This window comes from Frankia gtarii (genome assembly GCF_025403375.1).
In the GTDB taxonomy this organism is placed as follows: domain Bacteria; phylum Actinomycetota; class Actinomycetes; order Frankiales; family Frankiaceae; genus Frankia; species Frankia gtarii.
In genome coordinates this window covers 38,950-51,146 of the sequence record NZ_JAMPTM010000014.1, presented here as the reverse complement: position 1 = coordinate 51,146, position 12,197 = coordinate 38,950, and the positions used below count along the sequence as shown (strand labels likewise).

The 12,197-nt window shown below is 69.1% G+C and carries 11 protein-coding genes; 9 read left to right on the top strand and 2 right to left on the bottom strand.

Annotated features, from left to right (window positions below; genetic code table 11):
* The first annotated feature begins 803 nt into the window (after window positions 1-803).
* Window positions 804-1,232 carry a nitroreductase/quinone reductase family protein gene (locus NBZ83_RS04555; protein WP_261566258.1) on the top strand — a complete coding sequence of 143 codons (429 nt, stop codon included), beginning with the start codon at window positions 804-806 and terminating at the stop codon, window positions 1,230-1,232.
* 52 nt (window positions 1,233-1,284) lie between these two features.
* On the top strand, window positions 1,285-2,316 hold the full coding sequence (locus tag NBZ83_RS04550) for an oxidoreductase (RefSeq protein ID WP_261574388.1): 1,032 nt from the start codon (window positions 1,285-1,287) through the stop codon (window positions 2,314-2,316).
* Between the two features lie 126 nt (window positions 2,317-2,442).
* On the opposite strand, the gene NBZ83_RS04545 is transcribed toward NBZ83_RS04550, so the two are convergent.
* Complete coding sequence (locus NBZ83_RS04545; protein WP_261574387.1) at window positions 2,443-2,916, bottom strand: transposase family protein; 474 nt, start codon at window positions 2,914-2,916, stop codon at window positions 2,443-2,445.
* Between NBZ83_RS04545 and NBZ83_RS04540 the strand changes: the two genes are divergently transcribed.
* Both NBZ83_RS04540 and NBZ83_RS04535 read left to right on the top strand, forming a co-directional pair.
* Complete coding sequence (locus NBZ83_RS04540; protein ID WP_261566261.1) at window positions 2,902-3,261, top strand: hypothetical protein; 360 nt, start codon at window positions 2,902-2,904, stop codon at window positions 3,259-3,261. The two genes, NBZ83_RS04545 and NBZ83_RS04540, sit on opposite strands and share 15 nt — an antisense overlap.
* 421 nt (window positions 3,262-3,682) lie before the next feature.
* Entirely contained in the window at window positions 3,683-4,423 is a 741-nt protein-coding gene (locus NBZ83_RS04535) for an SDR family NAD(P)-dependent oxidoreductase (protein ID WP_261566262.1), read from the top strand.
* Window positions 4,424-4,527: 104 nt separating this feature from the next.
* Here NBZ83_RS04535 and NBZ83_RS04530 read toward each other — a convergent pair whose 3' ends face one another.
* Window positions 4,528-6,144 carry a class I adenylate-forming enzyme family protein gene (locus NBZ83_RS04530; RefSeq protein WP_261574386.1) on the bottom strand — a complete coding sequence of 539 codons (1,617 nt, stop codon included), beginning with the start codon at window positions 6,142-6,144 and terminating at the stop codon, window positions 4,528-4,530.
* Window positions 6,145-6,592: 448 nt separating this feature from the next.
* On the opposite strand from NBZ83_RS04530, the gene NBZ83_RS04525 reads away from it, so the two are divergent.
* The 5 genes from NBZ83_RS04525 to NBZ83_RS04505 are packed head-to-tail and all read left to right on the top strand — an operon-like array spanning window position 6,593 to window position 12,151.
* Window positions 6,593-8,101 (top strand): CoA-acylating methylmalonate-semialdehyde dehydrogenase, encoded by a 1,509-nt coding sequence (locus NBZ83_RS04525; protein WP_368861793.1) that lies wholly within the window; start codon window positions 6,593-6,595, stop codon window positions 8,099-8,101.
* A 9-nt stretch (window positions 8,102-8,110) separates the two neighbouring features.
* Window positions 8,111-9,253, top strand: a complete 1,143-nt coding sequence (locus NBZ83_RS04520) for an acyl-CoA dehydrogenase family protein (protein WP_261566264.1) — start codon at window positions 8,111-8,113, stop codon at window positions 9,251-9,253.
* Window positions 9,250-10,386, top strand: a complete 1,137-nt coding sequence (locus tag NBZ83_RS04515) for an enoyl-CoA hydratase/isomerase family protein (protein ID WP_261574385.1) — start codon at window positions 9,250-9,252, stop codon at window positions 10,384-10,386. The genes NBZ83_RS04520 and NBZ83_RS04515 overlap by 4 nt, the downstream gene beginning before the upstream one ends.
* Window positions 10,383-11,375 (top strand): 3-hydroxyisobutyrate dehydrogenase, encoded by a 993-nt coding sequence (gene mmsB / locus NBZ83_RS04510; protein ID WP_261574384.1) that lies wholly within the window; start codon window positions 10,383-10,385, stop codon window positions 11,373-11,375. The genes NBZ83_RS04515 and mmsB overlap by 4 nt, the downstream gene beginning before the upstream one ends.
* Window positions 11,372-12,151 carry an enoyl-CoA hydratase gene (locus NBZ83_RS04505; RefSeq protein WP_261566267.1) on the top strand — a complete coding sequence of 260 codons (780 nt, stop codon included), beginning with the start codon at window positions 11,372-11,374 and terminating at the stop codon, window positions 12,149-12,151. Before mmsB ends, NBZ83_RS04505 begins: the two co-directional genes overlap by 4 nt.
* The last annotated feature ends 46 nt before the right edge of the window (window positions 12,152-12,197 follow it).

Sequence of the window (12,197 nt, the reverse complement as noted above, 5' to 3'; positions counted from 1 at the left end):
TACGGCGGCTGTGTCGCTCACGGGCGCGGGACCCGGCGGGTCCACGGAGGGACGCGGGGGTGGACTCGGAAGCGCCGGCTCGCGGTCGAGTGAACCGTCGGCAGAGACATGAGCTCCTTGGGGGGAACCATCCCCGGGTCGGCGATCATGCGGGAAGCTAAAACGGTACGCGACACCCTGTCCGGGATGACGGGGGGCCACCCCTGATGTGTCGATGTGGTGAGCTGCGTGCGCAATCCGCACATGCCACCTGACATGGTTGACATTGCGGCCATTCCCAGGTCAAGGGACTGCGGGGGCACCCGGCGAACCACGATTGTGACCTCCTTGACACCCACCGCGTCCGCAACTCGACAGCTTGTTGACCGGCCCGGCCCGCAGTCGGCCCGCAGTCGGCCCGCCATCGGCCCGCAGTACTGCACGGATGGCACGTGGGGGTCGGGGGGGCAGGTGCGTCCCGTTCAGGGTTACCGCCTCCCCGATCCGGGGTGGTCGATCCGATCTTCACCGCAGCCCGGATCACAGTATTCTATTGCCGCTGTTTTCGGGAAAGGCCGCCCTTCCCGCTGGCCGACGGGCGGAGGTGCGCACCTGGAATTCCTGCTGCGCTGGTAGCCGGCAATTGCCTGGATTGGTGATGTCTGGTCGGCGTCGAGCGGTCGATCGGTCGGTGGGGGAGTGCCGCCGGCGTCGCCGCTCACCTCGTCCAGCGGCAGTATTCAGGGGGCATCCGAACGGACGCGGGTTGGGGCCGCCGAGTACGTAAAGCCGGAGCAGGACGAAGATGAAACGAGGAGCGAGGTATGCCGAGCACTCGGACACTGAGGATGCTCAACACTCTGCATCGGGTTCTTCTGAAGGTCACCCGTGGCCGGCTCGGATGGCGGGCAGGTGGGATGCCGGTCCTGGAACTGACCACCACGGGGCGCCGCACGGGTAACCCCCACACCCTCATGGTGACCTCGCCGCTGCGCGAGGGATCGACCATCGTCCTGGCCGCGTCACGGGCCGGCGATGATCACCATCCGGACTGGTTTCTGAACGTCCGTGCGAATCCGGAGGTGGCGGTACGGGTCAGGGGCGGCCCGTGGCAGCCGATGACGGCCCGAGTGGCCACGCCGGCGGAACGCGACCGGCTGTGGCCTCGCGTCATCGCCGGCAGCAGCCGGTACGAGGGTTACCAGACGAAGACGGCCCGGGTGATCCCTCTGGTCCTGCTGGAACCGCGGTGACCGGCCGCTCCACCACCTCCACCACCTTGACCACCTCGACCGCAAGGAAGTGATGAAGGTTCGTAGCACTGACATCGCACGCTGGACCGTGGCCGACGTGCCCGATCAGCGTGGACGCACCGTCGTCGTCACCGGCGCCAACTCCGGCATCGGCTTCGAGACGGCGAGGATGCTCGCCGAGCACGGCGCCACCGTCGTCCTGGCCTGCCGCGATGTGGCCCGGGCCCGACGGGCCGCGGCCCGGATCCGGGCCGGTATCCCCACGCCGTACCGCCGGGCGGAGCGGGCTGTCCGGGTGGAGCAGCTGGATCTCGCCTCGATCGCCTCCGTGCGGTCGGCGGCCGAACGGATCCGGGCGGCACACCCACGCCTGGACCTGCTCATCAACAACGCCGGGGTGATGCGTCCACCCCCGGGCCACACCGAGGACGGCTTCGAGCCGACGTTCGGCATCAACCATCTCGGCCACTTCGCCCTGACCGGTCTGCTGCTCGACCGGCTGCTGGCAACAGCGGGATCCCGGATCGTCACCGTGAGCAGCCTCCTGCACCGATACGGGCGCATCGACGTCGAGCATCTGCACAGCCGGCCGTCGGGTGAGCGACGTTCCCGCCGGCCCTACCCGGACTCGAAGCTCGCCAACGTGATGTTCACCCTCGAACTGCAACGTCGCCTCGCGCAGGCCGGCGCGCCGACCATCGCGGTGGCCGCGCATCCGGGCATCGCCCGAACCGAGCTGGCCCGCCACCTTCCGCCCCCGGTCCGGATGTTCATGGGTGCGCGGATGGCACCGGTGATGTCGTGGCTCATCCAGAGTCCGCAGGTCGGCGCGTTGGCACCGGTGCGGGCCGCGGTCGACCCGGATGCCCGCGGCGGCGGGTACTACGGCCCCGACGGCCTGTTCCACAGCTCCGGTCCACCCGTCGTCACCGCGTTCAGCGCGCATGCCTGCGACCTCGGCCGGCGGCGTCGGCTCTGGGGGGAGTCCGAGCGGCTCACCGGAGTCACCTACGACCTGCGCGAACCACCCCGGTCGCCTCCCGGCGTCCGATCACCGGCGAGCTCAACCTTCGTCTCACCGTGACCACCCCGCCGACGACATGGTGAGGGTGTTGTCGCGGGTACGGGTGGACGCGCCGCCACAGTGGTGGAGACGGCCATTCCCAGTTCGGTGACTTTCGGTAAATATCCGACTACAATGTGAGCATTTTCAGAGTCGGTTCTTGTGGGTTCCTTCCTGTTCGAGGACGAAGACGGCTTGGGTGCATGCGCCGACCCGGCGTGGGCGGCTGCGGAAGCGGCTGAAGACGCGCCAGTTCTTCAGGACCACGAAGCCACGCTCACCGGGAGCGCGAGTAGCCGCGAGGACGCGGTTGTGCTCCTTGATGTCGTCGGGCAGCTCGCTGTTCGCGGGTTTCTTACGAGAGACGAGGAGGAGGTCGCTCTCGCCGCCGACGTAGCCCTTGTCGGCGTAGAGGTAGATCGTCTCCGCGCGGTTGATCGTGGGGAGGATGTCGTGGGTCTGGGCGGCGGTGAGGTCGTGGGTCGAGCCGGGCAGCCCGTCGGAGATCCAGATCATCTGGCCGTAGGGGTCCATCAGGCCCTGGAGGTTGACTCCGTGGTGCTTGTGCTTGCCGGAGTAGTACAGCCGGTTGTGGGCGCGGATCCGGTGGGTACGTACCACGGTGCCGTCGAGGATGAGGAAGTTGCTCCAGGTTCAGGCGAACGTCCAGGCGGCCGCGAGCAGGCTGCGGGGGACTTCTCTGTTTCTCGCCGCTACTTCAACAGGTTCCGCATAAGCCTCCCCATCGGACGATCTTCCGGCGAATCCATGGAAAGCCCCGCATGGAATTCGCGGATGATTCAGTCAAAACGAGATCGAAAAAGCTCAGTAGCCCGTTCCGGCGTTACTCCGGACCACCGGGCACTTCGCGACCACCTGGTCCAGGATATCGAACATGTGATCGTTGAAGGCCGGATCGTCAAAGTCGAAGTCGTTGAACATGTCGCGGCCATACCGCTCGACTAACTACTGCCCTGTCAGCTCTGGGCTGATTGGCTGCGGGTCGGTCGAGCCGGGCCTCGATGGAACCCTGAGCCATGCCACATCGCCTCGTCTCGGACTCGCTGCGTGCCGGATGCGCCAGAAGATCGCCTACGACGGACTCGTAGGCACAGAGGTGAGAAACAACCGATTGTTTTAGTAAGAGTAGACGTGTGGTGATGGCGCGTCAAGGGGTCGAGTTGAGGCGGAGGACGGGCGCGCTGGTCTGCGGATTCCTCGGCATCGGCAGCCGAGGCACCCGATTGCCGGACGGACCGTTGACAGCTTCGGGAGCCGTCGATATCGTCAAAAAACGATCGTTTGTTATGTACTGTAGCGATGATCCGTTCGTTCGCTCCGCAGGTCGTCCGAGCGGGGATTCGCCGATGCTCACGGGAGGTTCACGGTGTCCGGACGGCTCATCGGCAAGGTCGCCATCATCACGGGTGCGGGATCAGGCATGGGGGAAGCCACCGCGGAGTTATTCCACCGAGAGGGAGCCAGGCTGGTTCTCGCGGACATCTCCGGCCGGCAGGAGGACGTCGCGAAGCGACTGGGCGGCGAGGCACTCGCCATCTACGCGGACGTTTCGAAGGCGAGCGACGTCGAGGCGCTGGTCGACGCGACCCGGTCGGCCTTCGGCCGGCTCGACATCCTCTTCAACAACGCAGGAATCGACGGTGACCAAACGCCCATCGATGAGTACACCGAAGCGGAGTGGGACCGGGTCATCGGCATCAACCTCAAGGGTCCGTTCCTTGGCATGCGCTACGCCATCCCGGTGATGCTGGCCTCGGGAGGCGGGTCGATCATCAGCACCGCATCGATCGCGGCCCAGGTTGCGTTCCCCAACATGTCGGCCTACTGCGCCAGCAAGGGCGGTCTGGTCATGCTCACCAAGACCGCCGCCGCGGAGTATGCCGGGCAGGGCATCCGGGTCAACGCGATCCTGCCTGGCGTCATCGATACCGCAATGAGCCGCCTCCTGCCCAAGGACAAGATCCAGAGCCTTCGGCAGGCGATCCCGCAGGGGCGGATCGCGGATGCCTCGGAGGTCGCCGGCGTGGCGCTGTTCCTCAGTTCCGAGGACTCCTCGTACATCACCGGTCAGACCTTCGTTGTGGACGGTGGGTACACGGTGCTCTGAGTGCCGAACGGTTCGGCCGGATCGGCGCCCTGTCGCGGATCTGTTCGGTGCGTTCGGCCCGTCCCCGGGAGAAGCCGAACGCACCGAACGGGTAACCTCACCACTCACCGTTTCACGTCGCGCTCCGACGGCTCCGGCGCGCAGTGCCGGTCACGTAGCGCCCGCTTGAGCACCTTGCCGTAGGCGTTGCGGGGAAGTTCGTCGACCCAGATCACCCGCTTCGGCACCCGGTAGCCGGCGAGCCGGGCCCGGCACGCGGCGAGCACCCTGTCGTCGTCCCGACGGCCGTCCGCCGACACCAGGACGGCGGTCACGGCCTCTCCCCAGATCCGGTGCGGCAGCCCGATCACGGCCGCATCCCGCACGCCCGGTACCCCCATGAGGACCTCCTCCACCTCGCGGGCGTAGACGTTCGACCCCCCGGTGACGATCATGTCCTTCTTCCGGTCGACGACGTAGAGGTAGCCGTCGCGGTCGAGGTAGCCGATGTCGCCGGTGTGCAGCCAGCCGTCGGCGAGGGTGGCCGCGGTGTCCGCCGGCCGTCCCCAGTACCCCGTCATGGTCTGCGGCGCGCGGGCCAGGATCTCCCCGGGCTCACCGTCCGGCACGGGATGGCCGTCGTCGTCGACGATGCTCAGCGTCACCCCGGGCAGCACCCGGCCGGCCGAGCGGACCAGCGGCGAGCCGGCGGTGGCCAGCGCCCGCAGATGGTCCTTCTGGTCGAGAACCGTGAAGAACATGGGCGATTCCATCTGGGCGAACGACTGGACCAGCCGCCCGGCGAAGAGGTCCGTCGCCTCCAACATCGTCTCCGCGTCGATCGGCGACCCCGCGTAGTAGAGCTGGCGCAACGCGGCCGGCGGCCGTCGACCCGGAGTGCACGCGTCCAGCAGCATCCTGATCATCGACGGGACCAGGAACACCTGGGTCACGTCGTACTCGTCGAACAGGTCCAGGGTCCGTCCCGCGTCGTAGGAACGACACAGCAGGTTGTGCCCGCCGACCAACAGGGTGGGCAGGAACAAAAAGCCGGCTCCGTGGGTCAGCGGCGCGACGTGCAGCGTCACTTCGGCGGAGTCGAACCCGAGGACCCGTGTCGCGGTCTCGGCGACGCTGCGCCACGAATGGTTGCTCAGCACCACGGCCTTCGGCGCACCGGTCGTGCCGCTGGTGTACATCAGACTGGCGGGGTCGGACTCCGCCCGCAGCGCCGGTGTCCGGATCGGTGTGGCGTGCCACGCGAGTTCCGCCAGCTCGCCCCCGGCAGGCGCGTTGGAGCCGGCGGACCGGTCGGTGCTTATTATCCTCAGGCCGGCGATCCGCGTCAGGTCCGGGAGGCGCGCCGCGAACTCGTTGCTGGTCACCAGCACGCGACTGCCCGAGTCGACGAGCATGTGCCGGTAGTCGTCGGCCAGCAGCCGGGTGTTGAGCGGCACGACGACCAGCCCGGCCGCGATCGCCCCCAGGTACGCCTCGACGTAGGCCCCGCTGTTGGACAGCAGCAGGGCGACCCGGTCGCCGGGTGTCAGGCCGAGCCCGAGCAGCCCCCCGGCCATGGCTGCCACCCGATCCGCCAGTTGGGCGTAGCTCAACGTGCACGGGCCTGCGGGCTCATCGAGGTCGGTCAGGCAGGGGCGGTCGGGGTGGCGCCGCGCGGCCTCCCAGAGCACCTGTGCCGCGGTAGTTCCCGGACTGTCGGTCGGATCGGTAGGACCAGCCATGCCGAGAAGGTTAGGGAGTTCGGCGTCGCCCGGATATGGAGAATCCACAGAATCCGGGGGCGGCGGTCTGGAGATTTCCACAGAGCTGGTGGAATACATTGAAGGCACCGGCGCCAGGCCCCCGTCCGTCGGACCGGCGTGGTTCAGAGCGGCAACATCCCTCGATGGCTGGACATGGTAGGTCGTCCTACTTTATGGTTCCCTTCTAGATCCGCGGTGCAGGCGAGCCGGGTGCGAATCCGGGTGGAAGCCCGTGGCCTGGATGCATGACCCGAGGTTCGGCACTCGTTTGTCGGCGCCGCATCCGGCTGGCCGCTTCGCAACCTGGCCACACCATTTCTGATGATCTAGCGCGAACATTTTCTCCTGGCCGGGAGCCAGGTTCCTGACACGACATCGACCGCAGGCAAAGCGCGCCACATGCGTGCCATCGAAAAATGAGGCAGATGTGATCCGAGAACTCACGCACTACATCGGCGGCAAACCGGTCGCCGGGACATCCGGCCAATTCGGACCCGTGTACGACCCGAGCGCCGGGCAGGAGCAGGCTCGGGTGCCGTTGGCCTCCCGCGCGGAGGTGGCTGACGCCGTCGCGGCGGCGGCCGCGGCCCAGCCCGCCTGGGCCCGGCTCAACCCGCAGCGCCGAGCCCGGGTGCTGGCGCGCTTCATCGAGCTGGTCCGCGCGGAGAAGGACTCGCTGGCCCGTCTCCTTGCCTCCGAGCACGGTAAGACCATCCCGGACGCGCACGGAGACATCGAACGCGGGTTGGACGTGATGGAGTTCGCCACGGGTATTCCCCACCTGCTCAAGGGCGAGTACTCGGATGCGGTCGGCACGGGGATCGACGTGTACTCGATGCGCCAACCCCTCGGCGTCGTCGCGGGGATCACTCCGTTCAACTTCCCCGCGATGATCCCGCTCTGGAAGGCGGGGCCCGCGCTGGCCTGCGGTAACGCGTTTGTGCTCAAGCCGTCGGAGCGTGACCCGTCGGTTCCGCTGCGGCTGGCCGAGCTGTTCGAGGAGGCGGGACTGCCGCCCGGCGTGTTCAGCGTCGTCAACGGCGACAAGATCGCTGTCGACGCGCTGCTGACGGATCCGCGGATCCAGGCGGTGGGGTTCGTCGGATCATCCGACATCGCGCAGTACGTGTACGCCACCGCCGCGGCGCACGGCAAGCGGGCCCAGTGCTTCGGCGGGGCGAAGAACCACCTGGTCATCATGCCGGACGCCGACCTCGACCAGGCCGTGGAGGCGCTGGTCGGCGCCGGCTATGGCTCGGCCGGCGAGCGCTGTATGGCGATCTCGGTCGCCGTCCCGGTGGGGGAGGCGACCGCGGACGCCCTGGTCGAACGGCTGGCCGAGCGGGTGCGGGCGCTGCGGATCGGACCGTCGTTCGACGAGGCCACCGAGGTCGGCCCGCTGGTCAGCGCGGCGGCGGTCGCCCGGGTCCGGGACTACATCCGGTCCGGCGTCGACGAGGGCGCGCGCCTGGTCGTCGACGGCCACGAGAACCCGTTGGCGGGCACGGAGCACGGCCACGGTTTCTACCTCGGGGCGTCACTGTTCGACAGGGTCACCCCGGCCATGCGGATCTACCGGGAGGAGATCTTCGGCCCCGTGGTGTCGGTGGTACGCGCCGCGGATTACGAGGAGGCGCTGCAACTGCCAAGCCAGCACGAGTACGGCAACGGCGTAGCGATCTTCACTCGGGACGGCAGCATCGCCCGCGACTTCACCCACCGGGTGAACACCGGCATGGTCGGGGTGAACGTGCCCATCCCGGTGCCGATCGCATACCACACCTTCGGCGGCTGGAAGCGCTCCGGTTTCGGCGATCTGAACCAGCACGGACCGGACTCGATTCGTTTCTACACGAAGACGAAAACGGTCACCTCCCGCTGGCCGGACGTGAGCGTGCGCGAGCAGGCGAGCTTTGTTATTCCGACGATGAAGTGACGGTGACTGATGGAGATACTTTCACCCGAGCGGCGGGCGATGCGGGAGACCGCCGGCGCGTTTGCTGCCGAGTATCTGGCCCCGAACGCCGTCAAGTGGGACCAGTCCAAGCATTTCCCGGTCGACGTGCTGGGCGAGGCCGGCAAGATCGGCATGGGTGGGATCTGTGTTGCCGAGGAGGTCGGCGGGTCCGGTCTGGGGCGGCTGGACTCGGTCGTGATCTTCGAGGAGCTGGCGGCGGGCTGCCCGTCCATCGCCGCCTACATCTCGATCCACAACATGGTCGCCTGGCTGATTGACAAGCTCGGCGATGACCAGCTTCGCCGGCGGCTGCTGCCGGAGATGTGCACGATGGCCCGCCTCGGCAGCTACTGCCTGACCGAGCCGGCGGCTGGCTCCGACGCCGCCGCGCTCACTACCCGCGCGCGCCGGGACGGCGACCATTACCAGATCGACGGCGTCAAGCAGTTCATCTCCGGCGCCGGCGCCGCCGACGTCTACGTCGTGTTCGCGCGCACCGGAGCGAGCGGTCCGGTGGGCATCTCCGCCTTCGTGGTCGAGCGGGACAGCCCCGGGCTGTCGTTCGGTCCGGACGAGGCCAAGATGGGCTGGAACGCACAGCCGACCCGCCAGGTCGTCCTTGACGGCGTCCGGGTGCCGGCGAGCCACCGGCTCGGACCCGAGGGCTCGGGTTTCCGTACCGCCATGCGGGCGCTCGACGGCGGCCGGCTCAACATCGCCGCCTGCTCCCTGGGTGGGGCCCGAGCGGCCCTCGACCGCACCGTGCGCTACCTGAGCGAGCGCCAGGCGTTCGGGGCGTCGCTCGCCGACGCCCAGGCGCTGCGCTTCCGCCTCGCCGACATGGGCACCGAGCTGGAGGCGTCACGCACCCTGCTCTGGCATGCCGCCGGGGCGCTGGACCAGGGCGATCCGACGGCCACCCAGTTGTGCGCGATGGCCAAGCGGTTCGTCACCGACGCCGGGTTCGCCGTCGCGAACCAGGCGCTGCAACTACACGGCGGCTACGGATATCTCACGGAGTACGGCTTGGAGAAGATCGTGCGAGACCTGCGGGTACACCAGATCCTGGAAGGCACCAACGAGATCATGCGGGTCATCGTGTCCCGCGCGATGCTGGCGGCGGTCCGATGACCGCCGACGGACCCACCGCCGACGGACCCACCGCCGGCGAGTCGGCCGCGGGCGACGCCGAGGTGATCTCTCGGGTCGACGGCCCGGTCGGACGACTCATCCTCAACCGACCGAAGGCCATCAACGCGCTGACCCACGAGATGGTGCTCGCGATGACCGAGGCCCTCGACGCCTGGGCCACCGATGACAGGATCGGCTGCGTGGTCGTCACCGGAGCCGGCGATCGTGGGCTGTGCGCCGGCGGCGACATCCGGTCCATCTACCGGGACGCCCGATCGGGCGGCACGGGATCGGTCGACTTCTGGGCCGACGAGTACCGGCTGAACTCGTTCATCGCCCGGTACCCGAAGCCCTACGTCGCGTTGATGGACGGGCTGGTGATGGGCGGCGGCGTGGGTGTCTCCGCGCACGGCTCGGTCCGGGTCGTCACGGAGCGGTCCAGGATCGCCATGCCGGAGACCGGGATCGGGTTCGTGCCCGACGTGGGCGGCACCTGGCTGCTGTCCCGGATACCCGGCCGGATCGGCATCCACGCGGCCCTCACCGCCGGGACGTTCTCGGGCCGGGACGCGATCGCCGGCGGCCTCGCCGACCACCTGGTTCCCGCCGCCAGGCTCCCGGAGCTGCTCGACTCCCTGGTGGCGGGCACACCACCGGCCGACGCCGTCGCCGCCCTGGTCGAGCCCGCCAGCGCGGCGCCCGCCGGGGACGCGCAGCCCGCCGACGGGCGCGTCTGGATCGACGCCTGCTATGCCGCGGACACCGTCGAGGAGATCCTCGAGCGACTGCGCGGACACGGCGACCCGGAGGCGGCCGCGACGGCGCAGGTGATCGCGGCGAAGTCCCCGACCGCGCTCAAGGTCACGCTCGCCGCGCTGCGTCGGGCGGCCGGCCTGCCGGACCTGGATGCGGCACTCGTGCAGGAGTTCCGGGTCTCCACCGCCTGCCTGCGCTCCCCTGACCTGGCGGAGGGCATCCGGGCGCAGATCATCGACAAGGACCGCACGCCGCACTGGTCACCGGCGACGCTCGTCGACGTCGACGCCGCAGCCGTGGAGAGGTTCTTCGCCGTCCCCGCCCACGGTGATCTCGACCTCGGCCTGGACCGGTCCCACCGGACGGTGACCCGATGAGCGGCACCGCTGACGGCGAGCGCCCGAACCTGGCCGGCCGGCGCATCGCCTTTCTCGGGCTCGGCAACATGGGCGGGCCGATGGCGGCCAACCTGGTCCGCGCGGGCGCGCAGGTCATCGGCTACGACCCGGTACCGGCCGCGGTGGAGCGGGCCCGGCAGGCCGGGCTCGTCCTCGCCGCCCACTCGGCGGCCGCGGTCGCCGAGGCAGACACCGTCGTCACCATGCTGCCGACCGGGCGGCACGTGCTCGACTGCTACGCCGAGATCGTGGCGAAGGCCGGCCCCGGGACGCTGTTCATCGACTGTTCGACGATCGACGCCGCCGACGCCCGGGCCGCGGCTGTCGCGGCCGTCGCCGCGGGCCAGCGCGCCTGTGACAGCCCGGTCTCGGGCGGGGTGACCGGCGCCGAGGCGGGGACGTTGACCTTCATGCTGGGCGGCGACGGGACAACGGTCGCCGCCGCGTCGACCGTGCTGGCGGCGATGGGCCGGCGGATCATCCACTGCGGTGGCCCGGGCGCCGGTCAGGCCGCCAAGATCTGCAACAACATGCTGCTGGGCATCACGATGATCGGCGTCAGCGAGGCCTTCGCCCTCGGGCGCGCGCTCGGCCTGACCGATCAGGCGCTGTTCGACGTGGCCTCGGTGTCCTCGGGGCAGTGCTGGGCGCTCACCACGAACTGTCCGGTGCCGGGGCCGGTGCCGACGAGTCCGGCGAACCGGGACTACCAGGGTGGTTTCGTGTCCGGACTGATGCTCAAGGACCTGAACCTCGCGCGGGCCGCGGCGGACGCGCAGGCAGTCGACACCGTTCTCGGCCGGACCGCCGCCGACATCTACGCAGCGTTCGTGGACACCGACGGCCCGGGAAGGGACTTCTCCGCGGTCATCACCGCGATCGGCCACGGCCGGGCTCGACCCGTGGATCACCAGCAGGACTCGCGCAGCGAGCAGAACCAGCCGAACGTGGCCGAGGAGACCGGATGACCACGCCTGAGACGATCATCATCAGTCGGCCGGCGGAGGGCGTCGGCCTGATCACACTCAACCGCCCGAAGGCGCTGAACGCGCTGAACCGGCAGGTCATGAACGAGCTGACGGCGGCGGCCGCCGAGCTGGACCGTGACACGTCGATCGGGGCGATCGTGCTCACCGGCTCCGAGCGGGCGTTCGCCGCCGGCGCCGACATCAAGGAGATGGCGACCCAGTCCTTCAGCGACGTCTACACCAGCGACTGGTTCGCCGGCTGGGATGCGCTCACCCGCGTCCGCAAGCCGCTGATCGCGGCGGTCGCCGGCTACGCGCTCGGCGGAGGGTGCGAGCTGGCGATGATGTGCGACGTGTTGCTCGCCGCCGACACGGCGCGGTTCGGCCAGCCGGAGATCACCCTGGGCGTGCTGCCGGGCATGGGCGGCTCGCAGCGGCTCACGCGGGCGGTTGGCAAGGCGAAGGCGATGGAACTGTGCCTGACCGGCAGGATGATGGATGCCGAGGAGGCCGAGCGCGCCGGCCTGGTCTCCCGGGTCGTCGCCGCCGACGCCCTCCTGGACGAGGCGGTCACCGTCGCCACGACGATCGCGGGCATGTCCACTCCGGCGGCCATGATGGTCAAGGAGGCGGTCAACCGGGTCTTCGAGATCCCGCTGTCCGAGGGAATCCTGTTCGAACGACGGATGTTTCACTCGACCTTCGCCACCGCCGACCAGAAGGAGGGCATGGCCGCGTTCGTCGAGAAGCGTAAGCCGGCCTTCCGCAACAACTGACCGACAGTCGACCGCGCGGACGCGGCGAAGCTCGATGCGCAAGCCA